The sequence below is a fragment of the Nocardia sp. NPDC056564 genome, from assembly GCF_042793755.1.
Classification (GTDB): domain Bacteria; phylum Actinomycetota; class Actinomycetes; order Mycobacteriales; family Mycobacteriaceae; genus Nocardia.
In genome coordinates, this window is record NZ_JBHTUR010000002.1 from 16,614 (window position 1) to 41,844 (window position 25,231).

Annotated in this window: 22 protein-coding genes; 9 read left to right on the forward strand and 13 right to left on the reverse strand. The window is 68.9% G+C overall.

What is annotated here, in order from left to right:
• Window positions 1-3 precede the first annotated feature (3 nt).
• Entirely contained in the window at window positions 4-879 is an 876-nt protein-coding gene (locus tag ACFQ9K_RS04110) for an alpha/beta fold hydrolase (RefSeq protein ID WP_378721234.1), read from the forward strand.
• Here ACFQ9K_RS04110 and ACFQ9K_RS04115 read toward each other — a convergent pair.
• The 10 genes from ACFQ9K_RS04115 to ACFQ9K_RS04160 form a co-directional block, all read right to left on the reverse strand.
• Window positions 876-2,363 (reverse strand): alpha/beta hydrolase, encoded by a 1,488-nt coding sequence (locus tag ACFQ9K_RS04115; RefSeq protein WP_378721233.1) that lies wholly within the window; start codon window positions 2,361-2,363, stop codon window positions 876-878. The genes ACFQ9K_RS04110 and ACFQ9K_RS04115 overlap by 4 nt on opposite strands.
• Before the next feature lie 33 nt (window positions 2,364-2,396).
• Entirely contained in the window at window positions 2,397-2,960 is a 564-nt protein-coding gene (locus ACFQ9K_RS04120) for a phospholipase D-like domain-containing protein (RefSeq protein WP_378721232.1), read from the reverse strand.
• Window positions 2,961-3,025: 65 nt separating this feature from the next.
• Window positions 3,026-3,928, reverse strand: coding sequence for an N-acetylmuramic acid 6-phosphate etherase (gene murQ, locus ACFQ9K_RS04125; protein ID WP_378721231.1), 903 nt, complete (start codon window positions 3,926-3,928; stop codon window positions 3,026-3,028).
• A 130-nt stretch (window positions 3,929-4,058) separates the two neighbouring features.
• Window positions 4,059-4,934, reverse strand: a complete 876-nt coding sequence (locus tag ACFQ9K_RS04130) for a MurR/RpiR family transcriptional regulator (protein WP_378721230.1) — start codon at window positions 4,932-4,934, stop codon at window positions 4,059-4,061.
• Window positions 4,921-6,087, reverse strand: a complete 1,167-nt coding sequence (locus ACFQ9K_RS04135) for an anhydro-N-acetylmuramic acid kinase (RefSeq protein ID WP_378721228.1) — start codon at window positions 6,085-6,087, stop codon at window positions 4,921-4,923. The genes ACFQ9K_RS04130 and ACFQ9K_RS04135 overlap by 14 nt, the downstream gene beginning before the upstream one ends.
• A 5-nt stretch (window positions 6,088-6,092) precedes the next feature.
• Window positions 6,093-7,622 (reverse strand): sodium:solute symporter, encoded by a 1,530-nt coding sequence (locus tag ACFQ9K_RS04140; protein ID WP_378721227.1) that lies wholly within the window; start codon window positions 7,620-7,622, stop codon window positions 6,093-6,095.
• 73 nt (window positions 7,623-7,695) lie between these two features.
• Entirely contained in the window at window positions 7,696-8,622 is a 927-nt protein-coding gene (locus tag ACFQ9K_RS04145; protein WP_378721225.1) for a BadF/BadG/BcrA/BcrD ATPase family protein, read from the reverse strand.
• 162 nt (window positions 8,623-8,784) lie between these two features.
• Window positions 8,785-9,339 (reverse strand): hypothetical protein, encoded by a 555-nt coding sequence (locus ACFQ9K_RS04150; RefSeq protein ID WP_378726815.1) that lies wholly within the window; start codon window positions 9,337-9,339, stop codon window positions 8,785-8,787.
• A gap of 171 nt (window positions 9,340-9,510) precedes the next feature.
• Window positions 9,511-10,116, reverse strand: a complete 606-nt coding sequence (locus ACFQ9K_RS04155; protein ID WP_378726813.1) for an NADPH-dependent F420 reductase — start codon at window positions 10,114-10,116, stop codon at window positions 9,511-9,513.
• 40 nt (window positions 10,117-10,156) lie between these two features.
• On the reverse strand, window positions 10,157-10,975 hold the full coding sequence (locus tag ACFQ9K_RS04160; protein WP_378726811.1) for an inositol monophosphatase family protein: 819 nt from the start codon (window positions 10,973-10,975) through the stop codon (window positions 10,157-10,159).
• A 116-nt stretch (window positions 10,976-11,091) separates the two neighbouring features.
• Between ACFQ9K_RS04160 and ACFQ9K_RS04165 the strand changes: the two genes are divergently transcribed.
• The 5 genes from ACFQ9K_RS04165 (at window position 11,092) to ACFQ9K_RS04185 (ending at window position 15,883) form a co-directional block, all read left to right on the forward strand.
• Entirely contained in the window at window positions 11,092-12,027 is a 936-nt protein-coding gene (locus ACFQ9K_RS04165) for a LysR family transcriptional regulator (protein ID WP_378726809.1), read from the forward strand.
• 116 nt (window positions 12,028-12,143) lie between these two features.
• Entirely contained in the window at window positions 12,144-13,751 is a 1,608-nt protein-coding gene (locus tag ACFQ9K_RS04170; RefSeq protein ID WP_378726807.1) for an ABC transporter substrate-binding protein, read from the forward strand.
• Between the two features lie 127 nt (window positions 13,752-13,878).
• A complete protein-coding gene (locus ACFQ9K_RS04175) occupies window positions 13,879-14,310 on the forward strand; it encodes an anti-sigma factor (RefSeq protein WP_378720813.1) in 432 nt (143 codons plus the stop codon).
• Window positions 14,300-15,115, forward strand: coding sequence for an RNA polymerase sigma factor SigF (locus tag ACFQ9K_RS04180; protein WP_378720814.1), 816 nt, complete (start codon window positions 14,300-14,302; stop codon window positions 15,113-15,115). The genes ACFQ9K_RS04175 and ACFQ9K_RS04180 overlap by 11 nt, the downstream gene beginning before the upstream one ends.
• A gap of 12 nt (window positions 15,116-15,127) precedes the next feature.
• Window positions 15,128-15,883 carry an NYN domain-containing protein gene (locus tag ACFQ9K_RS04185; protein WP_378720816.1) on the forward strand — a complete coding sequence of 252 codons (756 nt, stop codon included), beginning with the start codon at window positions 15,128-15,130 and terminating at the stop codon, window positions 15,881-15,883.
• 6 nt (window positions 15,884-15,889) lie between these two features.
• Here ACFQ9K_RS04185 and ACFQ9K_RS04190 read toward each other — a convergent pair whose 3' ends face one another.
• Complete coding sequence (locus ACFQ9K_RS04190; RefSeq protein ID WP_378720817.1) at window positions 15,890-17,419, reverse strand: multicopper oxidase family protein; 1,530 nt, start codon at window positions 17,417-17,419, stop codon at window positions 15,890-15,892.
• 196 nt (window positions 17,420-17,615) lie between these two features.
• Between ACFQ9K_RS04190 and ACFQ9K_RS04195 the strand changes: the two genes are divergently transcribed.
• The 3 genes from ACFQ9K_RS04195 to ACFQ9K_RS04205 all read left to right on the forward strand — a co-directional run bounded on the left by ACFQ9K_RS04195 (window position 17,616) and on the right by ACFQ9K_RS04205 (window position 21,570).
• Window positions 17,616-18,794, forward strand: a complete 1,179-nt coding sequence (locus ACFQ9K_RS04195; RefSeq protein ID WP_378720850.1) for a sensor histidine kinase — start codon at window positions 17,616-17,618, stop codon at window positions 18,792-18,794.
• A complete protein-coding gene (locus tag ACFQ9K_RS04200; RefSeq protein WP_378720818.1) occupies window positions 18,791-19,426 on the forward strand; it encodes a response regulator in 636 nt (211 codons plus the stop codon). The genes ACFQ9K_RS04195 and ACFQ9K_RS04200 overlap by 4 nt, the downstream gene beginning before the upstream one ends.
• A 377-nt stretch (window positions 19,427-19,803) precedes the next feature.
• Window positions 19,804-21,570: a gamma-glutamyltransferase family protein gene (locus ACFQ9K_RS04205; protein ID WP_378720820.1), complete on the forward strand. Its 1,767-nt coding sequence runs from the start codon at window positions 19,804-19,806 to the stop codon at window positions 21,568-21,570.
• Here the strand turns inward: ACFQ9K_RS04205 and ACFQ9K_RS04210 are convergent.
• Window positions 21,552-22,436, reverse strand: coding sequence for a hypothetical protein (locus ACFQ9K_RS04210; protein WP_378720821.1), 885 nt, complete (start codon window positions 22,434-22,436; stop codon window positions 21,552-21,554). The two genes, ACFQ9K_RS04205 and ACFQ9K_RS04210, sit on opposite strands and share 19 nt — an antisense overlap.
• A 72-nt stretch (window positions 22,437-22,508) precedes the next feature.
• A complete protein-coding gene (locus tag ACFQ9K_RS04215; protein ID WP_378720822.1) occupies window positions 22,509-25,199 on the reverse strand; it encodes a discoidin domain-containing protein in 2,691 nt (896 codons plus the stop codon).
• Window positions 25,200-25,231: the final 32 nt, after the last annotated feature.

Consider the following 25,231-nt stretch of genomic DNA (forward strand, 5'->3'; position numbering starts at 1 on the left):
GCGATGCCGGTTAACGACTTACCTCGGGTCGAGCACAAGTTCGTCGAGGTCGACGGTGTCCGGGTGTTCTACCGGCAGGCCGGGCCCGACGATGCGCCGGTGCTGTTGCTGCTGCACGGATTTCCGTCGGCCTCCCACCAGTTCCGCCGCCTGATCGACGCGCTCGGCGGCAGTTACCGCCTCATCGCGCCGGACTACCCTGGCTTCGGCCACACCGAGGCGCCCGAGTCCTTCACCTACACCTTCGAGCGGCTGGCCGACATTGTCGAGGGTTTCCTGGAGCGGCTCGAACTGACGCGATTCTTCCTGTACGCCTTCGATTTCGGCGCGCCGGTCGGCTTCCGCATCGCGACCCGGCACCCCGAATGGGTCGCCGGTCTGGTGATCCAGAACGGAAACGCGTACGAGGAAGGGCTTTCCGACGGAGCCCGCGCGTTCATCGCCCTGCGCCCGGACCAGCCGGAGGCCGAGCCCGCGATCCGCGACCTGCTCACCCTCCCCGGCACCCGTGGTCAGTACGAACACGGCGTCTTCGATCCGGCCCTGCTCGCACCGGACGGCTGGACGCTCGACCAGCACTTCCTCGATCTCCCCGGACGCAAGCAAGCCCAGGTGGCCCTCGCCTTCGACTACCACGCCAACGTCGCCCAGTACCCGCGGTGGCAGGACTGGCTGCGCACCGCCACCCCGCCGACCCTGATCATCTGGGGCCGCAACGACCCCTTCTTCCCCGAGCCCGGCGCCCACGCCTACCGCTACGACCTCCCCGACGCCGAACTCCACCTCTTCGACACCGGCCACTTCGCCCTAGAGGAAAACCTCCCCGACATCGCCCCCCTGATCGCCGACTTCCTCGACCGCCACTGGCCCAAGGACTAATCCGCCAGCACCACTCCGGCACCCGGCGCGACGCCGTCGACGAGATACCGGACGATGGCATCTCGCGTGCGTCCCTGGCGGAAAAAGGACGTGTGCCCGTCACCGTCCCTGGTCAGCAGGACGGCGCCGCGGATCCGGGTCGACAGGAGTTGCGCCCAGCCGTAGGGCGTCGACGGGTCGTGGGTCGCGTTGACGATCAGCGGTGTGATGGTCGGCTCGGCGGTGGTTTCCCTTGGGGGATTGGTGAATTCGGCGGGCCAGCCCTGGCAGCGGGTGAGGTAGCCGTAGGACTGGCTGACGCCTCGGGTGTGCGGTGCGATGGTGGCGAGCAGGGTCTGTTGCGCCTTCAAGGCCGGATAGGTGTCGAAGTCCGCCCGTGAGTCCGCGCAGCCGACGGCCAGGTCCGCATCGTTGTGCACGTCCGTGGCCAGACCGCTCGCGTCACCGTTGCGGGCCTGGTCGAGCTTGGTGGCCAGGCCGGTCCAGCCGTCGAAACCTGCGCCCGGCAGGGGGTCCGGGAACATCAGCTGGGCCTGGAGGTTGGTCAGCAGGTCGACGGCGTCGGCCGCGGGGTGGCACGCGTCAGCGGGCAGGCAGCGCGGTGCGGGAATCGGCTGCTGTCGCGCCCGGGTGACCAGATCGTCCAGGATCTTCGACGGATCTTGATCGCGCAGTACACATTCGGCAGTGGATCGGCACCACTGCGCGAACCGGTTCCAGCTGTCCTCGAAGGCGATCGACTCGTAGTAACTCATGGTGGCGACGGGTTGTGAGTGCACGAGCGCGCCGTCCAGGGCCAGGGTGCGGCTCTTGTCGGGGAACAGGCGGGCGTACTCCGCCCCGATCTCGGTGCCGTAGGACAGGCCGAGATAGTTCAGCGGCGCCCCGCCGAGTCGCCGGCGGAGTGCCTCGAGATCGCGGGCGACCTGCACGGTGTCGACATGGTCGAGCAGGTCACCGGTCATCTGCTGACACGATGTGCCGTATGCCCTGTTCGCCGCCACCAGATCGTCGAATTCCGTTTGACTGCTCGGGAATTGGTTCGGGTGGTGCGGGCGGGTCGAGTCGCATCGGATGCCCGGCCGGCCGGCCCCGACCCCGCGTGGGTCGTAGCCGATCAGATCGAAGCGCTGCCGAATGCCCGCCGGGAACAGGCCGGGCCGGGCGCTTTCGGCCGCCACGAACTCGGTGCCCGCACCGCCGGGCCCGCCGGGGTTGAAGACCAGGTCGCCGATCTTCTGCGCCGGGTCGGTCGCCGGCAGCCGGTTGACGCCGAGTTGAATCTTCTTGCCGTCCGGGTCGTTCCAGTCGAGCGGCACGTCGACGGTCGCGCACTGCACCTCGGTGGGGTAACCCGCTGGGCACGCTCCCCAGTCGATCGGTCGCGTGAGGTCATTCGATCGCTCGGCGGAACTACAGCTCGTGCTGTAGGCGACGGCCGCGAGTGTGCACAAAGCCAGGCGTGCCGTGGTGGTGAATCTCATCCCAGAACCCCCTCCGAGATCAGTGTGCCGGGCTCAGACGGAGAGGGGAAGCATGGGGATGGACTGGTCGCCGAAGTCGACCGGGGGTGCGGGCATGAGTTGTAGGTCGCGTTCTTCGGTCCAGGCGTAGTGGCGGAGGGTGTTGAATTGGGCGACGAAGTGGTCGCGCCAGGGCTGGGCGCCGAAGTTCATCGCGGTGTTGACCTGTAGCCAGCCGGTGGTGCTGAAATTGACCGAGCCTTCCCAGCATTGCGGGCCGCTCGGGGTGTCCACGACCAGGCCTTTGGTGTGGCAGATGTACTTTCGGCCGCTGGTGCTGGTGCCGATGGTGACCTCGACCCCGGCGTCGACGAGTCGCTGCACGATCGGCCGCTGCGTCTTGCCGGAGGACTGGGTGTGATCCAGGTACAGGTGCAGCGGGATGCCGCGCCGGTGCGCGGCGATCAGATTGTCGGCGGCATCGGTGAGGGTGAAACCGTAGGCGATGAGCCAGGTTTCGCCGGGCGCCGCGACCAGCTCCAGGAACCGTCGCTCGGCTTCCGCGTGGTCGTCGGGCATCAGGTAGCACGTCATCGGACCATCGATCACGAAGGGCATGGCTGCACCGTACCGGCGCGGCCGGGCCGGGAGCCGGAGGCGACGGCGCGCACGTCGCGCCGGCGCTAGCCCTCGCCCCGGACGGCGGCGCGGACGAAACCGTCGGCCCCGGCGAGCAGCCTTCTGGCCGCCGCCACGTCGACGCCGGCCAGTTGCATGACGATGGCGGTCTTCGGATGCCCGTCGGCGGCGTCCAGCAGGGCGGCCGCGATGACCAGGTCCACGCCGGTGGCGTCGGCGATGATCCGGCGGGCCCGGTCGACGAGCTTGGCGTTGGTCACCTTCACGTCCACCATGCGGTTGCCGTAGACCTTGCCGGACTGCACCATGGTCGCGGTCGAGAGCATGTTGCACACCATCTTCTGCGCGGTGCCCGCCTTCAACCGGGTGGACCCGGTCAATATCTCGGGGCCGGTTTCGATTTCGATGCCGACGTCGGCGTAGCGGCTCAACTCGGCATCGCGATTGCAGGAGACGCCGACGGTGGCGGCGCCGAGGGACCGGCCGTGCCGCAACGCCCCGATCGCATAGGGGGTGCGTCCGCTCGCGGCCAGCGCCACGATCACGTCGTCGGCGGTCAGGTCGATGCCGGTCAGGTCGTCGACGGCGCGCGCGGGGTCGTCCTCGGCGCCCTCGACGGCGTGCGCGAACGCGACCGAGCCGCCCGCGATGAGCCCGATCACCTCGTCCGGCGCGGTGCCGAAGGTCGGTGGGCACTCGACCGCGTCCAGCACGCCGAGCCGCCCGCTGGTGCCCGCGCCGACATAGATCAACCGGCCGCCGTGCCTGCGCGCGGCGACGATCAGCTCGACCGCCCTGGCGATCTCCGGAAGCGCCTGCGCCACCGCCGAAGCCACCCCGGCGTCCTCGGAGTTCATGGTGCGCAACAACTCGTCGACCGACATGGAGTCGAGCGCGGCGGTCCGCGGATTGGCCTCCTCGGTCGTCAACGTGCTGAGGTCGCTCATGACTTCACCTCGCCTGTGCTCGGTCCCGTCATAGCCGACGGCGCGCTGTGCCCTGTGTTCATTGGCTGACGCTCATTCACTTCGCCTCCTGTAGCCGTACGGGAACGCCGGTCGAACGAGAATGCCTTGGTCACGGTGCCTTTCGTGCGCCGCGGGAGATCCGTCGATCCGCGACAGCGTCGTAGGTTCGGCGCAGCGCGACGGCGGCCGAGGGGGTGCGTTGCAGGACGCCGATGTAGAGCGCGTCGACGATGAGGAGCTGGCTCATCCGGCTGGCCAGTGCGGCCGAACGGAATCCGTCCTCGCGCCCGGCGACCAGCACCGTGTGGGTGGCCGCCCGGGCCAGCCTGGACTGCGCGCCCGCGGTGACGGCGACCGTCGTCGTCTGCCTGCCGACGGCGCGGTCGACGGCGTCGACGATCGCGGCGGTCTCGCCCGAGTGGGAGAACGCGATGATCACGTCCTCGGCCTCGAGCAGGCTGGCCTGGACCAGCGCGTCGTCCTCGGATGTGCAAGCGTTGCACCACATTCCGATCCGGGTCAGCTTCTGCGCCATGTCCATCGCGACCAGGCCGGAGGCGCCGATGCCGATGAGTTCCACCCGCCGGGCGCGGACCAGGGCGTCGACCACCGCGGCCATGGTGGCCGGATCGGCCAGATCCGCGGTGGCCACCATGCCCTCGGTCTCGAAGGCCGTGAGCTTGTGCAACACCTTCGCCAGCGGGTCGTCGGCATCGATGTCGGTGGCGAACACCGGCGAGCCATCGTCCTTGCTGGTCGCCGCCAGGGCCAACCGCAACTGCGGATAGCCTTCGTAGCCAAGGGCTTTGGACAGGCGCACCACCGCGGAGGTGCTGGTCGAGGCGCGCTCGGCGAGCTCGCTGACGGTCAATTGCGCCGCGGCGGCGGGATCGTCGCGGATGACCTGGGCCACCCGCAGCCCGGTCGGCGTGAGCCGCGGAATCGCCCCGAGCAGGCGCGTGCGTACGTCGTCAGCCTCGGACATGGCTCACCAGCTTCAGCTCTCGCGGTGCGGCGGTGGGGGATTCGGGCAGTCGCAGCGGTCCGGCGCCCGGCGTGATCGAGCCGAGGACCGACGCCCGCGTCGCGCCGGTGCACGCCGCGTCGCTACCCGTGAGCCCGTGCACGGTGAGGAAGCCGAGCACGGCGAACGCCGCGGCTTCCTTGGCGGCCGAGGGCAACCCGAGCGCGTCGGAGGTGCATAGCGTCGCGGTACCCAGTCGCGCGCCGAGCATGCCCATCAGCGTCGGATTTCGGGTCCCGCCGCCGGAGGCGATGACTTCGTCCGGCTCGAAGGGTGCCAGTGCGTCGGCGATCGTATGAGCGGTCAGCGCGGTCATGGTGGCGACGATATCGTCAGCGGGCAACCGGTAGTCCGGCAACACCCGTTCGATATAAGCGCGGTTGAACAGCTCTTTACCGGTCGTTTTGGGCGGTGGCGCGGGGTAATAGCTATCGCCGAGAAGCGCCTTCAACAGCGGCTCGTGCACCGTCCCGCGGGCCGCGCGCCTGCCGTCCCGGTCGAAATGCTCCGCGCCGTCGGTCGCCAGTTCCACGGCCGCGTCGATGAGCGTGTTGCCCGGTCCGGTGTCGAAGGCGACCGGGGAGTCGCCGGTGACGGTCGCGTTGGCGATGCCGCCGATGTTCAGCGCGGCCGAACGCCCCGGGCGTCCGGCGAGCCACAGCAGGTCGAACAGCGCGACCAGCGGGGCGCCCTGCCCGCCCGCGGCGATGTCGCGCGCGCGGAAGTCACTGACCACCGGCAGGCCGGTCCGTTCCGCGATCCAGGCCGGCTGGCCGAGTTGCAGTGTGCCGTAAGTCTTTCCGTCGGCCACCCAGTGGTAGACGGTCTGACCGTGCGAGGCGACGAGATCGGCTGTGCCGTCGAACAACTCGCGCGTCGCGGCATCGGCGGCCGCGGCGAACTCCTGCCCGATCGCGGTATCGAGCCGGCACACCGTCGCCATGTCGACCGTGCCCGGCGGCAGCGCGGCGATGAGTTCGGCGCGCAGCGAATCGGGGTAGGCCCGGCTCAGCTGACCGACCACCTCGACGTGAACGGTGCTGTCCCGCAGCCGGATATCCGCGCCCACCGCATCGATCGCGTCGTGCGACGTGCCCGACATCAATCCGATCACGCGCACTAGGCCACCGCCTCGACCGGCTCGGCCGGTATCGGCTCGGGCGCCGGATGGAAGCGGCTGGACACCCCGCCGACGACCAGCGTGACCAGCACGCCGATCGGGACCAGCCACTGCGCGGCGATGCCCTTCTGGGTCATCTTCCCGGCGACGGTTACGTCGATCTTGATCACCCGGACGATCACCGTCATCACGATGACCGTGACCACGAACGCGAGCACCGCGTCGAACTGGTTGGCGCGCTTGACGAGTCGTCCGAGCAGGAAGGCGCCGAGCAGCGCGCCGTAGGTGTACCCGGCGATGGTCAGCGCGGTCAGGTAGACATTGCCGGTCGTCGCGCTGAAGCCCATGGCGAACAGCGCCATCAGCACCGCCCAGACCAGGGTCATGTAGCGGGCCAGCTTCAGCAGCGCGTCGTCGGAGATCTCGCGGCGGGAGAAGCTGCGGATGATGTCGGCGACGGTCGAGTTGGCCATCGAGTTCAGCGCCGAGGACAGCGATCCCATGGCGGCGCCGAGGATGCCGGCGACCAGCAGCCCGGAGATCACCACCGGCAACCCGTGCAGGATGAAGTTCGGGTACAGGTTGTCCGAGGTGGCCAGGCCGAGCTCCTTCGGCGACTTGCCGCCGTTGTACGACCACAGCAGCGCGCCGACCAGCGAGAACGCGGCGAACTGGATGGCGACGAAGATGCCGGAGCCGATCATCGCCTTCTGGCTGTCGCGCAACGATCGGGTGGACAGGATGCGCTGCACGATCAGCTGATCCGAGCCGTGCGAGGCCATCGCGAAGATCGCGCCGCCGATGATCGCGGTCGGCAGGGCGAACGTGCTGGTGAGCACGTGGGCCAGGCCGAAGTCGGTGTCGAAGATATGGAACTTGCCGTTGTGCAGCGCGTCCGACCAGCCCTTGGCCCCGACGTGCCCGGTGAGCACGCCGATCGCGATGATCGCGCCGGACAGGTACAGGCCCATCTGCAGCGCGTCGGTCCAGATGACCGCCTTGATCCCGCCGAGGTAGGTGTAGACGACGGTCAGCAGCGTCAGCGCGATGATGATGATGTCGTAGCCGAGGTCGAGACCGAACTCGGCGAGCAGCAGCTTGATCGGGATGGCGGAGGCGAACAGCCGCACGCCCTCGGCCAGCAGCCGGGTGAACACGAATGTCACCGACGCGACGCCCTGGAGGTAGCGGCCGAAGCGCAGCTCCAGATACTGGTAGGCGCTGACGAACCCGCCGCGCTTATAGAGCGGGATCAGCGCGGTGGCCACGATGGTGCGGCCGATGATGTAGCCGATGGCCAGCTCGACATTGCCGAACGCCTGGTCGGTGTACGCGCCGCCGGGCACCGAGATGACCGTGAGCACGCTGGTCTCGGTGGCCACGACGGAGAAGCACACCGTCCACCACGGCATCTTGCCCTCGCCGACGAAGTAGTCGTTGCTCGACTTCTGCTTGCCGGAAAGGCGCAGGCCGATCCATGCGACAACGACGAGGTAGACGACGATGACGGCGACGTTGAGTGCGTTCATCGCAGCTCCTCGGTAACGCGACTGGCGGATTGAAAGTAAGTGTCAGGGGCGATGCAAGTTCTGTCAATGAGTGTCACGTGATTCGCACCACTAACTTTTCCAGCACCGTGGTGGGGTCGGCGGCGAGCAACGCGGCGCCGTCGATCGGGCCGCCGCGCGCGGTTCGGCGGTCGATGACCTGCGCTATCGCCGCATCGAGCGGATCGAGCAGCGCCGGGCCGAGGTGGACCAGCCCGCCGGTGATCGCGTAGGGGACCGGCGGGGTGATGCCGGAGCGGTCGATGGTGGCCAGGACGGTGCGCGCGAGGGCGCGGCCCGCGGCGGTCATGATGGCGGCCGCGATGTCGTCGGTCGCGGCGGCCGCGGCGACCACGGGGGCGAAACGTGCGGCGAGCAGGGCCGGATTCTCGTGTTGGCCAAGGTGTTTGGGCAGTTCGTCGAGCCGCACCCGGTACTGTTCGGCGGCCTGCTCGGCGAGTCCGGTGCGGTCGCCGCGCCCGTCGAAGGCGCGCAGCGCGGCGCGCAGGCCCTCGGTGCCGATCCACGCGCCGCCGCCCTCGTCGCCGAGCAGCGGACCCCAGCCGTCGGTTCTGGTGAAACGTCCCGCCTGGTCGACCGCGGTGGCGACGGCGCCGGTCCCGGCGGCCAGGACCACACCCGGTGCGCCGCCGAGCGCTCCGGCGTGCGCGGTGACCGCGTCGGAGGTGACGGCGACCGATCGTGCGCCGGGGATATCGGCCAGTTGCCGAGCGAGTCGCTCGGCCGCGTCCGGCGCGGCGGCGGCACCCGCGGCGCCGACGAACAGCGTGAACGCGGTGCCGGACAGCGCGAGTCGATCGACGACCACCCGGATGGCCCGGTCGGCCGCCGCGACGCCGCCCGCGTTGGCCAGCCCCGCGGCACCCGGTCCGTCGGCGGATCGCGTCTCGCGTCCGCCGAGCCGAAGGGAGCCGCGGCAGCCGGTTTTGCCGAGGTCGATCGCGAGAACGTGGTCGGTCATCCGACCATCCTCGCGCGATTGCCCGCATTCCGGCGTCCTTGGCCGGGAACATTCGGTCAGGACGGGAACTGGGGAGTTCGCCGACTTCGGCGGCCCGCCGGGCGCACAGCTCGGCTGACGCGGGCAGTCTGCGGGTGCCCGCGTCAGCCGAGGTTCAGCGAATCACGGTGTGGAGTAACCGATCAGGGCGCCGATGCCCGCGCCGATCGGAATGGTGACCAGCGCGCCGACGCCGCCGAGGAAGAAGCCGATCACCGCGCCGATGCCGGCCCCGATCAGCGCGCCGATGCCCGCGTTGTACTGCTTGCGGGCCACGGTGTCGTCTTGCTGATCGACGAGTTGGGCCAGGTGGGAACTGATTTCCGGGGCGCTGACGGGGGTCATGGTCAGCGTGCGCCCGGTGTCGCTGATCTGTGGCCGCAGACCGAAGGTCCGGCCGTCGGCGGTGACGGACGTGGGCAAGGTCGCGATGACCGTGCCCGCGCGGTCGGTGAGCGTGACCGCGGCGGCGTCGCTGGTCAGCGCGAAGGCACCGGCGTCGACGGTGGTGATCACCCCGCGGCCGTCCGTTGCCGTGGTGTACCCGACTCCGTGATCGACGCTGGACACGCTGACCCCGGCCGATGGCTCGATTACTGGTTGGGCGTTGACCATGCCCGCGGTGATTCCGGTGGCCCCTACTGCGAGTAGGGCAGTGGCAAATCCTTTGACTTTCATCGTGTTTCCCCACATGTTCGGTCGGCCACGACAGCCGATGCGTCCCCGTGAAGCCGGATCAGGCCACTACCATTCTCACTCCGCGCATCGCATCGAGTGATCGATTCCGCGAATTCCGCGCAACGAAATCCGGCGAAATTGTCTGGCGTAATTCACCACGGCACAGGGGATTCAGGCCGCGATGGTCAGGGCGAACGGGACGAATCCCCGGTTGCGAATGAGCGAGGGAACAAGCAGCATCAGGGCTTCCGGGCCGCGGGCGGTGGTGATGTCGCCGAGGTCCTCGATCCAGTCGGCGGGCCAACCAAGATCGGTGAGTAGCGCCGTGACCACCGCTTTCGCCGAATCGTCGTTGCCGGACAGGAACGCGGTGGGTGGGACGCGGAGGCTGTGCGGGTCGGTCATGACGGTGACGAACATGGTGTTGAGCGTCTTCACCACGCGGGTTCCCGGCAGGGCGGTCTGGAGTTGTTCGGCGAGGCTGGGTTCGGATCCGCTGGGGCTGTGCGGGTTCGAGACATCGATGAGAATTTTGTCGTCCAGGGCCGCGGCGAGCGCGCCGAGGCGTTCGATCGCGCCGTCGCCGGGCGTGGCATTGAGGATGATCTGCCCGTTTCGCGCCGCCGACGCGTAATCGGCGATGGTGACGGGTGCGCCGGTCCAATTCAGCGCTTCGGCGTTTCTGGTTCCGATAATGACTTCGTGTCCCGCATCGGCGAACTTGTTCGCCAGTGCGGTCGCGACGCGTCCGGAACCCAGGATTGCGATGGTGCTCATGATGTTTCCTCAGTGGTTGTGGGACCGAAGGTTTCGGTGATCAGCCGATCGCGGCGAGCACGCGCTGCGCCGCCGCGTGCACGCTGGGAGCGGCCGCGAGGAAGTCCTGGCTGCCCAGTTGCCATGGGGCGCCGTGGATATCGGTGACGATGCCGCCCGCCTCAGCGATCAGCAGCGCGCCGGACAGTAGGCCCGAGCGGACATCGCTGAACTGCCAGAACACATCCGAGCGGCCGGCGGCGATCTGGATCAGCTGCAGGGTCGACGGCACCGAGACCTTGGTGACGAGTGCGGCGTCGAGCATGGCGGCGACCGATTCGCCGATGCGGCGGAACGTATTCCGGTCCTCGCCCGGCTTCGCCTGACCGGTGCCGACCAGGGCGGCATCGAGATCGGTCTTGGCCGAGGCGTGCAGTGCGACGCCGTTGCGGAAGGCGCCGCCGCCGCGCACCGCGGTGAAGGTCTCCTCCAGCAGCGGGAGATACACGGCGGTCAGGACCGGTTGATTGTCGCGGACGAGCGTCGCGGTGACCGCCCAGTCGGCCATGCCGTGGATGTAATTGATGTTGCCCTCCACGGCGTCGGCGACCCACCATTCGCCGGCCGGCAGGTCGCCCGCCGACTGTTCGTCGTCGATCCAGCCGGAGCCCGGCCGGGCCGCCAGCAGCGGCTCGCGCAGGAACCGGAGCGACTCCGCGTCGGCGGCGTGGATCGCGGTGACCACGGCGTCGAGGCTGTCCAGCTCGGTCTGTGGCACAAAACGGGCACGCAGGTGTGCCCCGGCGGAGTGCACCGTGGACACGACCGCGGGCAGGAGTTCCTGGTCGGCTTCGGTGGCGGCGTTCGGCAAGTTCGACATGCTGATCCTGTTCGAAAGAGATTTCGGGATAAGTGTTTTCGTGAGTTGCTGCCTCAACGCTAGAAAACTCGACCGTTGTCGTCAAATGCATTCCAGTAAGGAATAGAATTACCTACATGCAATTGGATTTGAATCTGCTGACCGCGTTGGACGCCCTGCTGGAGGAGGGCAGCGTGGCCGGCGCGGCGGATCGGCTGCACCTGACCGCGCCCGCGGTGAGCCGGGCGCTCGGCCGGATCCGGCGGGTGATGGGCGATGAGATCCTGGTTCGCACCGGGCGGACGATGACGCCGACGCCGCGCGCGCTGGCGGTCCGCGAACAGGTGCACGCGCTGGTGCAGCAGGCACAGCTGGTGCTGTCCTCCGACCAGGATCTGGACCTGCGCACGCTGGAGCGGACGTTCACGCTGAAGTGGCATGACGCCGTGGTCACGACGATCGGACCCGAGCTGCTCGCGGTGGTCCGCGCGCAGGCGCCCGGCGTCCGGTTGCGCCTGCTGGCCGAGGCGGACGCCGACACCGACGAACTGCGGCACGGCCACGTCGATCTCGAGATCGGTGCGAATCCGCCCGCGTCGGCCGATATCCGGCACGAGATCATGGCGAACGACCGGCTCGTGGTCACGGTGGGCGCCGACCATCCGGCGCGGCCCTTCACCCTGGAGGATTACCTTGCGGCCGAACACATCACGGTGTCCCGGCGCGGCCGCCTGCACGACCCGATCGACGACCTCCTGCACGCGCTCGGCCGGACCCGGCGGGTCGTCGCCACCGTGCCGACCGTCGCCGCGGCCCTGCGGTTCGTCACGCGCGGCGACCTGATCGCGACCATCCCGGAGCGGATGACCGGCGCGCTGGCCACCGAACTCGGCCTGCGCCTGGTGCCACTCCCGCTCGACCCGATCTCGATTCCGCTGATCGCGGCCTGGCATCAGCGCTACGACGGCGACCGGGCGCATGCCTGGCTGCGCGAACAGATCCGCACGGCCGTGCACGCGGCCGTCACCGGTCCGGACAAAGCCGACACCGGCCCGGAGCCGCCGATCTCCTGACAGCGGTCCGCGGAATCGCTACTGTCCGAGGAAATTCAAGGCAGATCTTGTCGGCCCGCGCTGGTGACCTCACGCGTGTCGCGGGTTCTGCCCCTTCTCTATCTGGGGAGAACGCAGTGAGATTCACAAGAGCTGGTGCGTTGACGGCGGCGGTGTTACTGGCCACGAGCCTTGGCCTGGCCGGGTGTTCGTCCGATGACAGCACCGACGCGAGCATCGTTACGACCAATATCACCGAGCCGCAGAACCCGCTGCTGCCGGCCAACAGCAACGACAACAACGGCAGCCGCATCGTCGACCGGCTCTTCGCCGGGCTGAAGTACTACGACGCAGACGGCGTCGCCCACGACGACATGGCGCAGTCGATCGAGTCGTCGGACCGGAAGAACTACAAGATCACCATCAAGCCGGACTGGAAGTTCTCCGACGGCACCGCGGTGACCGCGAAGTCCTACGTCGACGCGTGGAACTACGCCGCACTCGGCACCAACGCGCAGTTGCAGGGCTACGTCTTCTCCGGCATCGTCGGCTACGACGAGGTGGCGGCGGAAAAGCCGACGGCACAGACGATGTCGGGCCTGAAGGTGGTCGACGACCGCACCTTCACCATCGCGCTGAAGAGCCCGTCGATCGATTTCGAACTCGCGCTCGGCTTCACCCCGTTCTATCCGCTGCCCGAGGTGGCGTTCAAGGACATCAAGGCGTTCGGCGAGAACCCGATCGGCAACGGACCGTACAAGATGGCGCGGACCGGTGCGTGGGAGCACAACGTCAAGGTCGATCTGGTGCCGAACCCGGACTACAAGGGCGCGCGCCCGGCCAAGAACAAGGGCCTGCGGTTCACCATGTACCAGTCGTTCGACACGGCCTACGCGGATCTGCTGGCCGGCAACCTGGACGCGCTCGACACGATCCCGGACAGCGCGGTGTCCTCGTACAAGAAGGACCTCGGCGACCGGGCGATCACCAAGCCGACCGCGCAGAACCAGCACATCAGCAGCCAGACCAACATCCCGCACTTCGCCGGCGCGGAGGGGGTGCTGCGGCGCAAGGCGCTGTCCATGGCGATCAACCGTGAGCAGATCTGCGAGAACATCTTCCACGGCACCCGGGTGCCGTCGAAGGACTTCACCGCGATCACGCTGCCCGGCTTCCGCGCCGATCTGCCGGGCTCGGAGGTGCTGAAGTTCAACCCGGAAGAGGCCAAGAAGGTGTGGGCCCAGGCCGATGCGATCTCGCCGTGGTCGGGTCGCTACGAGATCGCCTACAACTCCGACGGCGGCCACCAGGCCTGGATCGAGGCGGTGGCCAACAGCATCAAGAACACCCTGGGCATCGAGGCCATCGGCGCCCCGTACCCGACGTTCAAGGACATCCGGACCGCGATCACCGCGCGGACCATCGGCAAGGCGTTCCGCTACGGCTGGCAGGGCGACTACCCGACGATGCTCCAGTTCCTCACCGCGCTGTACTACACCGGCGCGGGGACCAACAACGTCGACTACGCGAATCCCGAGTTCGACAAGCTCATCGACGCCGCGCTGGCCGCGCCGTCGCTGGAGGAGTCCTACAAGCTCGTCGCGCAGGCGCAGGGCCTGCTGTTCCGGGACATGGCCGACATTCCGGTGATCGATTTCATCGCCACCGCGGGTCTGGGCGAGAAGGTGAAGAAGGGCGAACTGACCTGGAACGGCCAGTTCGATTTCGAGAATATCGAGAAGTGATCGAGGCCCCGCCGCGCCGCCCAGCACCGGCGGCGCGGCGGGTACGGGTGCCCGCTGCCGGTCCGGGCCGGTCCGGGTAGGCTGACCCGTCGATCGGACACGCGCGCGTAAATGAGGTGGTGGCGGAATGAGTGAACGGGTATCCGAATCCGTGACGGGGACAACCACGGTCGCCGTCACCGTGCCCGCGTCACCGGAGCAGTTGACGATGCTGCGCGCGCTCGCCGAGACCGTGCTGCTGATCGCCGATTTCGGGCTCGACGAGGTGACCGATATCCGGCTCGCGCTCGACGAGATCGCGACCGTGCTGTTGCAGGACGCGGTGCCCGGATCGACGATCGATTGCGCGTTCTCCTATCGCGAAGGCGTGCTGAACGCGAATATCCGTGCCGTGGTCACCTCCGATACCGAGGTCGGCTCGGGCAGTTTCGGCTGGCACATCGTGCAGACCCTGACCGACTCGGTGACAGCGACCAAGGGGGCGTTCGATGACGCCGTGTCCGGCTACCCGACTGTCGTCGACTTCGTGTGGGCCCGGGGCGACCTCGATGAACAATGAGGCGACGACGTCCGGCGTAGAGCATGAGCCGCGCCGCCGTGGTGGGGACAGCTACGACAATATCGAGCCGCTGTTCCTCGAGCTCAGCGAGCTCGACGCCGACGATCCGCGGCGTGCCGTCGTGCGCGAGGAGCTGATCAGCCGCTGCCTGCCGCTGGCCGAGCACATCGCCCGCAAGTTCACCGGGCGCGGCGAGAACTTCGACGACCTGCTCCAGATCGCGCGCGTCGGCATGGTGGCCGCGGTGGACCGGTTCGACGCCTCGCACGGTTCGCCGTTCCTGGCCTTCGCGGTGCCGACCATCATGGGCGAGGTGCGCAGGCACTTCCGCGACTACACCTGGTCGGTGCGAGTTCCGCGGCGGCTCAAGGAGATTCAGCAGACCATCGCGCCGGCCATCGAGACGCTCGCGCAGCGGCTGGGCCGGATGCCCAAGGCGCGGGAGATCGCCGAGGAACTCGGCGCCGACCTGGTCGAGGTCACCCAGGCGCTGATCGCTCGCAACGCCTACCAGACCTCCTCGATCGACGTGGGCCTGGACAGCGACGACGACAACGCGCCGCGCTCGCCCCTGGACACCCTCGGTGCGGAAGAGCCGGAATACCAGACCGTCGAGGACTACCTCGCGGTCAAACCGCTCATCGCCGCGCTGCCCGAACGCGAACGTCAGGTGCTGGTCATGCGGTTCTTCGAGTCGAAGACCCAGGACCAGATCGCCGCACAGCTGGGCGTGTCGCAGATGCAAGTCTCCCGGATCCTCGCCAAAACATTGAGTACGCTGCGGGAACAGGCTCTGCGCGACTGAACGGGGAATGGCTTGAGCAGCGACAACGCAACGCGGCTCGCGGTGCTGATCGACGCCGACAACGCTCAGCCCGGGATCGCGGACGGGTTGCTGGCCGAGGTGGCCAAGTATGGGACGGCGCACGTCAAGCGGGCCTACGGTGACTGGACCAGTACGAATCTGAAGGGGTGGAAGGATCAGCTGCTCGCGCAGTCGATCCAGCCGATCCAGCAGTTCGGCTACACCACCGGGAAGAACGCCACCGACTCGGCGATGATCATCGACGCGATGGACCTGCTGTACACCGGCAACCTCGACGGGTTCGTGATCGTCTCCAGCGACAGCGATTTCACCCGGTTGGCCAGCCGTATCCGCGAATCCGGTTTGACCGTCTACGGGTTCGGTCAGCACAAGACGCCGAAGCCGTTCGTCGCGGCCTGCGACAAGTTCATCTATACCGAAAACCTCACCGGCACAGCGGAGGAGTCGCCGACGCCGACCCGGCGGCCTGCCGCCAATCAGCTCAAGGGCGACGCCAAGCTGATGAACCTGCTCCGGAACGCGGTCGACGCGGCCTCCGACGACTCGGGCTGGGCGACGCTGTCCAGCGTCGGCTCGATCATCAACAAGCAGCGTCCCGACTTCGATCCGCGCACCTACGGATACAGCAAGCTCGGTGAACTCTTCGCGGCCACCACGCTTTTCGACTTGGACACGCGCAGTCCCGGCGAGGGCAAGCAGGCGGTCACCTACGTCCGCGACGTGCGGAACCGGCCGAACGCCAAGTAGGGCGGCTCAGCCGTGGTGCCCCGAACCGGGATGCTTGCCCGCGGGGGCCGGGCCCTCGGACTCCATGCCCGGCATGTCCATGCGCATCGGTGCGGGCTGCTCGCCGGGGGCGAGCACCAGGAATTGGCCCATCATGCCGTGATCTTCGTGCAGCAAGAGATGGCAGTGGAACATGTAGGGGTAGGTCGGGTCGCTGTGCTGGGCGAACCGCATGGCCAGCCGGTAGGTGTACTGCGGCTCGGTGTAGAGGGTGTCCTTCCAGCCGGCCAGGGCGGGCGGTGGGGCTTGGCCGTCGATGTCGACCACCTGGAACTGGACGTCGTGCACGTGGAAGTTGTGCGGCCAGTTGTCGTTGTTGCGGACCGACCACACCTGGGTGGAGTCGACCGGGATGGTCATGTCGATGCGGTTCATGTCCATGCGCTTGCCGTTGATCATGAACCACTTCAGCTCGAAGGTGTAGTCGGCAGGGGCGCCCGCCGCGGCGAGGGCGGGGATCGTGGTGAGCGAATCCGGCACGGGCGCGGACGTTTTCAGGGTCTGCGCGGCACGGAGCTGGAGGATGTCGAAGGTGTCGTCGAATCCGAAGGCCGCGGCGCGATCGATGTCCCTGCGCTGCTCGATCGGCAATGAGCGCAACCTGATCCGTTCGTCGGCGCGCAACTCGACCACCAGCTCGACGCGTTCACCCGGACTGACCTGGACGGTGCGCAGTGTGGCGGGCGCGGTGAGCAGGCCGCCGTCGGTGGCGATGAGCTGGAAGGCGCGCTGGTCGTCGAAGGCCAGGTTGTAGATCCGGCCGGACGATCCGTTGAGAATGCGCAGGCGGACCCGGTCGGTGCGCACATCCAGGTGCGCGCCCGCGATGCCGTTCACGACGATGGTGTCGCCGAGCAGGCCGACATCGGTCGGGTCGGATTCGTCCAGTGCGCCCTCGGCCGTGAAGCGCCGGTCCTGGATGACCAGCGGAATGTCGTCTACCCCATACTCTTTCGGCAGATCGAGGGTGTTCGTCGTCTCGTCGTCGACGATGAACAGCCCCGAAAGCCCGCGGTACACATGCTTTTCGGTGGCGCCGTGCGGATGCGGGTGATACCAGAGCATGGCGGCCTGCTGATCGACGGTCCACGCCGGTTCCCAGGTGCCGCCCGCCTCGATGGTCTGGTGCGGGCCGCCGTCGAACCGGGCGGGCAGGTGCATGCCGTGCCAGTGCACCGTGGTCGGCTCCGGCAGGGAGTTCCGGATGGTGAAGGCCACCGATTCGTGGCGCGCGGCGCGCACGGTCGGCCCGAGGATCGAGCCGTTGTAACCCCAGGTGGGGGTGCGCTGGCCGGGGAGGATTTCGGAGACGCCCGGCTGGACGTCCAGGGTGAACCGGCGCACGCCGTCGGCTCCGACCGTCGAGGCGGCGAGCGGTGGTATCGGGAGCGGTCTGGTCGTCGTGGAACCGGGGATCGGCGCGCCCGGCCGCGCCGCGCATCCCGCGGCCAGCGGCGCTATGGCCAGTCCGGCGAGGAAGCCTCGTCTCGAGACCACGTTTTACTCCTTCGATCGGCGTCCCCTCCAGCTTCGATTGCCGATGGGTTGCGGAGATCGTCCGCGCGGTCGCCTTTTGCCGGCTGTGACTCCGCCCGCGGGCCCTTGTGGACGACGGCTCCAGGTGCTATCAGGGCTTCGGGCATCGGGAGTGTCCGGTGCGGGCGGATCGGTCGTCCCCTACCGTTGACGTGTGATGGAGATCCGGTTGCGGCGCGATGTGCGGGTGCTCGCGCGCTGCCTGCCGCTGGTGCTGGTCCCGGTGCTGCTGGTGGCGAGCACGTTTCCCGGGCAGTACCGGGTGCCGTGGAGTTACTGGGTGCTTGCCATGGTCGCGAGTGGGCTGTTCGTGGTGGGGGATCGGTGGCCGCTGGCGGTCTCGATCGCGCTGTCGGCGCTCGCCGTGCCGATGTTCCGCACGCCCGCGTGGGGGTTGTCCGGGCTGGTGCCGTTTCTCGGCGCCGTCGCCCTGGTCGATGTGGCGATGCGGACGCGGCAGAACGGTCGGGTGGCGTTGGCGGCGGGGTGCTGGGCGCTGGCCGTCGTGCTCGGGCGCTGGGGTATCCACGACGCCTCGCTGTGGGGTGCGGCGACCGTGGTCGAGGCGGGCACCTACGTCGGGGTGCCGCTGTTGCTCGGGCTGTACCTGCGCGGTCAGCGCGATCTGGCGGCGAGCCTGTATCTGCGCGCGGCCGACGCCGAAACCCGAAGGGCCGAAGCCGAATCGCGGACGAGGGCGGCCGAGCGCAGCGCCATGGCGCGGGAGTTGCACGATCTGATCGCGCACCACATGGCCTCGATCGTGCTGCGCGTCGGCGTCGCCCGCCACGTGGTGGCCGATCAGGATCCGCGGGTGAACGCGGTGCTCGACGACGTGCGCGACACCGCCGCCGACGCGCTCGCCGACATCCGCAGGCTGCTCGCCGCACTGCGCGATCCCGCGCTGGGCGAGGTCGCGCTGGTGGACGCGGACGCCGTGCGCACCGAGATCTCGGCGGCGGTGCGCCGCGTCGAGGTGGCCGGGTTCACCGTCGAGGCCGACCTCGCGCCCGATCTGGCCGGACTCGACGCGATCGGCAGGCTCACGCTGCTGCGGCTGGTGCAGGAATCGCTCACCAACGTGATGAAGCACGCCGACCGCGCGACGCCGGTTCAGGTGGGCGTGGTTCGGCGCGCCGCGGGGATCGCGGTCACGGTCCGCAGCGGCGTCGGCCACACGGGGCCGAATCCGGCCGGGCACGGCATCATCGGCATGCGGGAACGGGTCGAACTCGCGGGCGGGACCTTCGCGGTCGGCGCCACCGCGCGCGGATGGGACGTCGACGCCTGGCTGCCGGGTGTGGAAACCCCGACCCGAGCGGAGGCCGCGCGGTGATCACCGTCTTGCTGGTCGACGACCAACGCCTGGTCCGGGCCGGCCTGCGCATGCTCATCGAGTCCACTCCCGATTTCGCGGTCGTCGGCGAGGCGGCCAACGGCATCGAGGCCATCCGCCTGAACGCCGAACTGACGCCCGACCTGATCCTGATGGACCTGCGCATGCCCGGCCTCGACGGCGTCGCCGCCACCGAACAGATCGTCGCCGCCCGGCCGAACGCAAAAGTATTGGTGCTCACCACCTTCGACGACGATGATCACCTCTTCCCCGCCCTGGCCGCGGGGGCCACCGGCTATCTGGTCAAAGACACCGCCCCCACCGACCTGCTCTCCGCCATCCGCCGCACCGCCGACGGCGACCTCCTCTTCTCCCCAACCCTGATGCGCCGCTTGGTCTCCCGCGCCATCGAAACCCGCCCCGCCCCGAAACCTCCGGCCCCCCAACCCACCCTCACCCCCCGCGAACACGAGGTCCTCACCCTCATCGGCGAAGGCCTCACCAACCAGGAAATCGCCACCCGCCTCCACCTAGGCGTAACCACCATCAAAACCCACGTAGCCAACCTGATGGACAAAACCGCCTGCGACAACCGAGTCCGCCTAGCCCTCTACGCCCACAAACTCACCTAGCCCACCCTCGTCAGCTCGATCGTGCCCAACGAACCGACCACGACTACCGCCGCCAAGATCCTCGGCATTGCCCGCCCCAACCTGATGGAACTCGTCAAAGCGGCACGATGTCCGCCCAAACGGTCAGATCGCACACCAGCACTGCTCAGCAAAGATGTTTCGGATACAGGGTTTTGAATTCGCTCGACATCTCGGTCCGGCTAGGTGCTGAGGCGACGCCGCGGGGCTGAAATTGCTCGTGTTGCCAACCGTCGACTCTCTCTGTGTGTACGGCGCACCGATGAGTGGCGAGGTGCGCGAGGGTGCGTCGTGATCTGTACTTTCAAGGGATCCGCGCTAGTCCTGGTGCGGAGGACTTCGGGAGCGGAGGGGTTGACATGTTCACCACCAGGCCGACATTGCGGGGGACGTTCGGGATGGTGTCGTCTACCCATTGGCTGGCGTCGCAGGCGGCGATGGCGGTGTTGGAGGGGGGTGGGAATGCGTATGACGGGGCGGTGGCGGCCGGGTTCGTGTTGCATGTGGTGGAGCCGCATTTGAATGGGCCCGCGGGAGAGGCGCCGATGATCCTCGCGCCCGCGGGTGCGGCGGTGCGGGTGTTGTGCGGGCAGGGGCCCGCGCCCGCGGGCGCCAGTGCGGCGCACTATCGCGGGCTCGGGCTCGAATTCGTCCCTGGCACCGGGCCGTTGGCGGCGGCCGTGCCCGGCGCGTTCGACGCCTGGATGGTGTTGCTGCGGGATTACGGGACAAGGTCTCTGGGGGAGTTGCTGCGGTTCGCCATCGGATACGCCGAGGACGGACATCCGCCGGTGCCGCGCGTTCGGCAGCAGGTGGAGGACGTTCGGGAGCTGTTCACCACCGAGTGGACCTCCTCCGCGGAGGTCTATCTGCGCGACGGCGTGGCGCCGGCGCCCGGTGTGCTGTTTCGCAATCCGGCGCTGGGCCGGACCTGGCGGCGACTTATCCAGGAGGCGGTCGCCGAGGGCGGTGGCGACCGCGTCGCCGAAATCGAAGCGGCCCGCCGCATTTGGCGCTCGGGGTTCATCGCCGAGGCGATGCTGCGGCAGTCGGCCCGGCCCACGCTCGACACCAGCGGCAGGCATCAGGTCGGCACGTTGACGGCCGCGGATCTGGCCGGCTGGTCGGCGACCTACGAGGAGCCGGCCACCTACGACTGGCGCGGCTGGACGATCTGCAAGATGGGCCCGTGGAGCCAGGGACCGGTCTTCCTCCAGCAGCTCGCGCTGCTGCCCGAGGACCTGCCCGCCTACGACTCCGCCGAGTACGTCCATCTGCTCATCGAGGGCTGCAAGCTGGCCATGGCCGACCGCGAGGCCTGGTACGGCGACGTGCCCGAGGTGCCGGTGTCCGCGCTGCTTTCGCCGTCGTACAACGAGCAACGCCGAGCGCTGATCGACGCGAAGGCGTCCCACGTACTGCGCCCCGGCAGCCCGGATGGGCGCACGCCACGACTCAGCTTCCACATCGCCGGTTCGGCCCCGGCCGCCGCGGCGGCGGGCGCCGGCGAGCCCACGCTCGCGAGTGCCGGTGAAACACGCGGCGACACCTGCCATTTCGACATCGTCGACCAGTGGGGCAACATGATCTCGGCGACCCCGAGCGGCGGTTGGCTGCAATCGAACCCGGTCATACCCGAGCTCGGTTTCCCGCTCGGCACCCGCTTGCAGATGGCCTGGTTGGACGACGGCTTGCCGAATACCCTTGTGCCGGGCCGTCGCCCGCGCACCACCCTGACCCCGGCCCTGGCGCTGCGCGACGGCGTTCCGGTCATGGCCTTCGGCACCCCCGGCGGCGATCAGCAGGACCAGTGGCAGTTGCACTTCTTCCTGTCCGTCGCCTACGGCGGCCTGGATCTGCAAGCCGCGATCGACGCCCCGAACTGGCACAACTCGTCGTTCCCCGGCTCGTTCTATCCGCGGGACATGGAACCGGGTCACGTCGTCGTGGAGTCCAGGATGGACGCGTCGATCATCGAAGACCTGCGTGCTCGCGGCCACGAGGTGACCGTCGGCGGTGCCTGGTCGGAGGGCCGCCTGTGCGCGGTGACCCGCGATCCGGCGTCGGGCGTGCTGTCCGCGGCGGCGAATCCCCGTGGCATGCAGGGTTATGCGGTCGGTCGCTGATCTCTCGACCCGACGGTGCGGGCGGTTCGAATCCGGCGATCCCCGCGAGCGCGGGTAGCGGCCGCCAGCACCCGGGTCAGTGCGTCGGCCGCGAGTAACGTCGGATCCACGGGCGGCGCACCGTAGCGGAACAGATCACCGTCGACCAGGGCCTCGATGCGCGGTTCGCCGAGACTGGCCGCGGCGAACGCGTAGACCGGCACCCGTTTCGGCAGGATCAGTCCGAAGTCGATGGCCCGCGCCGCGCGTCCCTCGTCGGCGAGCAGCTGCTGAATCGAGTAGCCGTGCAACGGATATCGCCGCGGGAAGACATTGCGCAGGTCCAGGAACAGCCCGACCGAACTGCCGCGCGGATCGGCGACCCGCGGACCGAGCCGGGCGAAGCGGCCCAGCGCCAGACCGGGGCATTCGATCAGGGCGTGGGTGAACAGCACCCGGGCCAGCGTCACGTTGATCATGAGCCGTTCGACGTCCAGCTCGGCCTCGGCCAGCGGTCGGTGCTCCAGGTAGCCGGAGACGATGCTGAGGTTGTGCGCGCGATACCAGGTGATCGGCGACGGCGCGGCGAGAAACCGCTGCCATAGTCGCGCCCCCGGGGTCGACGCGTGACCGGTCGCGCCGAGCAGCGTGGCTTCGAGTTGGTCGTGCAGAAGGCGATCGTTGATCGCGCGCCACCACGGGCTGCCCGAGGCGGGGTGCAGGACGCCGCGGGCCAGTTCCCAGCGCAGAAAGGTCAATTCGGCGCGGGCATAGGCGCTGAGCCGCGGCGGGTAACAGCTCGCGGTCAGCGTCAACCGCTGATCGGGGTCCGCGTGCGCGGCGCCGACCTGGAGCGCGGCAAGCTCGCTGGCACGATCGGGGTTCATCGTCGCTCACTGTACCGACGCGGCGCGCGGACGGCTCGGCGCGCGGATGCGGTCCGTGGCCGCCGCGCGGACCTACTTCGGCGGGGCCGAGATCTCCAGTTCGCGCAGGCCCGGACGCGCGGCCGGGGCGGTGATGTCCAGCCGAACGTAGCGGGCGGCAATCGGACTCGCGGTCGCGCCGGTCGCCGGATCGACGGCGACGGTCGTCCAGGTCTGGTTGTCGCGGGACACCGAGACGGTGACCGCCGGCGCGGCATCCGACCAGAGCGGAAGTATCCGGCCCACTGTGGTTTCCGCGCCAAGGTCGACGGTGAAGCTGCCCCGGTCCGCGTCGGGCGCCCAGCCGGTCGCGGTGCTGCCGTCGACGGCGGCCTCGGCGTAGCGACCGGGCTCGGCGGAACTCGCGATGACGGACTTGCACCGGGCGAGGTTGTCGGTGGGCGCCAGATCCGGTCGTCGCGTCTTGACGATCAGTGGCTGATCGCGGCCGACCAGCTGGGTGCCTGCCGGGGTCCGGACCCGCATCGCCGCACCGTCTTTCAGCGTGATCGTGGTGTTGTCGGGTCCGAGCTCGGCATCGAAAGTCCTTCCCTGCCAATGCATGCCGCGAATGTTCAAGCCGGAGCCGAGTTCCGGCGGCAGGATCGGATCGATGCGCACCTCGTCGGCCCGCGACCGCAGTCCGAGCAGCCCGTGGGTGAACGTTTGCAGGAATCCCCCCGCCGCGGTGACGAAGGTGAAGGCGGGTGCGCCGGCCAGCGCGTCCGCGCCGCCCGCTTTGCCGCCGCGCGCCTCCGTGAACTGCCCGAACGGCGCTCGCTCGAACGGACGGACCGCTCGTTCGAGGTAGGTGTCCGTCGCGCAGCCGGGCGCGCCGATCGCCGCGGCGTCGATGGCGTGCACCGAGTCGGTCATCGCGGGACCGTCCGGATCGGTGCGCTCGGCGTAATAGCCGAGCGTGTTGCTCGCAACCGCTTGCGACATAGGCCATTCCAGCGGGTAGATCAGCAGCGCGGTGTCGGCCTGCTTGATCGGTGTCCCCGGGTAGCCGTCGTACTGGGCGAAGACCTGCCGCGCCGGATCGAAGGGCATGCGCAGGTGATCGGCGATGGTGGTCCACTCGGGCGCGGCGGGCTCGCCGAGGATCGCCGCGGCCTGCGCGGCATTGCGCAGTGCCAGTGCGGCTACCGCGTTGGTGTAGACCCCGTCGTTGACCCCGTTGCTGTATTCGTCCGGGCCCGCGACATTGTCGATCGAGTAGCTGCCGTCCGGATTCGGTGTCACCCGGGACGCCCAGAACTCGGCCAGATTCCGCATGATCGGCCAGCTACGGCCGCGCAGGTACCCGGTGTCGCCGGTCGCCAGGTAGTACTGCCAGGCCGCGAGGGCGATATCGCCTTGCAGATGGATCTGGGTGAGGCAGTGCGGCGGATCCCAGCTGTGGCACTCCGCGAGCGCGCCGCGGCTTTCGCTGGTCCATGGATAGAACGCGCCCCGGAAGCCGAGCTGCCGGGCGTTCGCCTGTGCCGCGGGCAGGGTCTTGAACCGGTACTCCACCACAGATTTGGCGAGTTCGGGCGCCAGGAGGAGCAGGCCGGGGAACATCCAGATGTCCGCGTCCCAGAACACCGCGCCCGCGTAGTTGTCGCTGCTCAGCCCGACCGGCGAAATGCTGTTGTCCTGTTGGGCATTCGTGCTCGAGTACAGCGAGTAGAGCGCGCCGCGCGCCCAGGTCTGCAGGTCGGCGGCGCCGGGCGCCTCGATGTCGCCGCGCCACAGCGCGCGCCAGGCCGCCGCGGTGCCCGCCAGCAACTCCGGCCAGCCCCTGCTCGCCGCCCGCTGCGCCGCGTCGTGCGCCGCGGCCACCGGATCGCGGGCGGTGAGCGCGGTGTCGACGCCGACGAACTTGGTTATCTCGTACGACCTTCCGTCCCGCACGCTGAGGTGGTTCTGCTGGCTGACGGTGAGATCGCGGGCCCGGGCGGGCTGCTGCGCGTTTCCCGTGCTCAGCACCGACGCGACCGAGCCGACGACGCCGGTGCCCTCGGTCCGGAACCCGACCTGGATGTCGCCGTCGCGCGCGCCGCCCTCGGTCTGCGTCATCCGGCGCGCGCCCGCGCCGTCGAGCAGATCGGTCACGGTCAGTTCGCCGGACCAGTGCGGGACGAGGGTCAGGTGGACCGCGCCCACGTGCTGATCGACGCGATCGGTGACGACGTCGTACACCAGGTCGGTGGCCTTGCCGTCGCGGCTGGTCCAGGTGAGTTCGGTGCGCACCAGACCGCAGCGCAGGTACCGCGTCTGCTGGAAGCCGGTGATCCGATCCGCCGGTGTGCTCGCGGAATACGTGTCGTCACCGACGCCGACGGTGAGTCCGGACCAGTTCGGGATCGCCGCGGCGACCTCACGATCGTCGGCCAGTCCCGGCGTGTGCCCGTACAGCCCGGCGACGAACGCGCCGTCGTAGCGCGGTGTGTACAGCGGCCAGCCGCTCGGCTCTCCGGTCAGCGCGTAGCCCATGCCGCGTGGCGGCACCCGCAGCCCGAGATAGCCGTTGCCGACGAACGGGTGCTGCTCGAAGCCGGCATCCACCTCGGTGCTCGACGCCGACCATCCCGGCGCGGACGCGATGTCGTCACCCGGGCACACCGGCGCGGCCTCGTCCCGCGCGCCCTGCCGGACGGCGTAGACGACACCGCCCGCCACCAGGGCGACGGCCACCACGAGCGCGATGCCGATCAGGACTTCGGTGCGAGAACGCAAACCGTACCTCCATGTGACGCATGGACGATCGT

Bases quoted from the DNA above. Each gene is read 5' to 3' on its own strand.
- ACFQ9K_RS04180 (WP_378720814.1), top strand. From the start codon at position 14,300: ATGAACAATGAGGCGACGACGTCCGGCGTAGAGCATGAGCCGCGCCGC.
- ACFQ9K_RS04140 (WP_378721227.1), bottom strand. From the start codon at position 7,622: ATGAACGCACTCAACGTCGCCGTCATCGTCGTCTACCTCGTCGTTGTC.
- ACFQ9K_RS04145 (WP_378721225.1), bottom strand. From the start codon at position 8,622: ATGACCGACCACGTTCTCGCGATCGACCTCGGCAAAACCGGCTGCCGC.
- ACFQ9K_RS04205 (WP_378720820.1), top strand. From the start codon at position 19,804: ATGTTCACCACCAGGCCGACATTGCGGGGGACGTTCGGGATGGTGTCG.
- ACFQ9K_RS04175 (WP_378720813.1), top strand. From the start codon at position 13,879: ATGAGTGAACGGGTATCCGAATCCGTGACGGGGACAACCACGGTCGCC.
- ACFQ9K_RS04165 (WP_378726809.1), top strand. From the start codon at position 11,092: ATGCAATTGGATTTGAATCTGCTGACCGCGTTGGACGCCCTGCTGGAG.
- murQ (WP_378721231.1), bottom strand. From the start codon at position 3,928: ATGAGCGACCTCAGCACGTTGACGACCGAGGAGGCCAATCCGCGGACC.
- ACFQ9K_RS04110 (WP_378721234.1), top strand. From the start codon at position 4: ATGCCGGTTAACGACTTACCTCGGGTCGAGCACAAGTTCGTCGAGGTC.
- ACFQ9K_RS04130 (WP_378721230.1), bottom strand. From the start codon at position 4,934: ATGTCCGAGGCTGACGACGTACGCACGCGCCTGCTCGGGGCGATTCCG.
- ACFQ9K_RS04115 (WP_378721233.1), bottom strand. From the start codon at position 2,363: ATGAGATTCACCACCACGGCACGCCTGGCTTTGTGCACACTCGCGGCC.
- ACFQ9K_RS04155 (WP_378726813.1), bottom strand. From the start codon at position 10,116: ATGAGCACCATCGCAATCCTGGGTTCCGGACGCGTCGCGACCGCACTG.
- ACFQ9K_RS04210 (WP_378720821.1), bottom strand. From the start codon at position 22,436: ATGAACCCCGATCGTGCCAGCGAGCTTGCCGCGCTCCAGGTCGGCGCC.
- ACFQ9K_RS04120 (WP_378721232.1), bottom strand. From the start codon at position 2,960: ATGCCCTTCGTGATCGATGGTCCGATGACGTGCTACCTGATGCCCGAC.
- ACFQ9K_RS04195 (WP_378720850.1), top strand. From the start codon at position 17,616: ATGGAGATCCGGTTGCGGCGCGATGTGCGGGTGCTCGCGCGCTGCCTG.
- ACFQ9K_RS04150 (WP_378726815.1), bottom strand. From the start codon at position 9,339: ATGAAAGTCAAAGGATTTGCCACTGCCCTACTCGCAGTAGGGGCCACC.
- ACFQ9K_RS04160 (WP_378726811.1), bottom strand. From the start codon at position 10,975: ATGTCGAACTTGCCGAACGCCGCCACCGAAGCCGACCAGGAACTCCTG.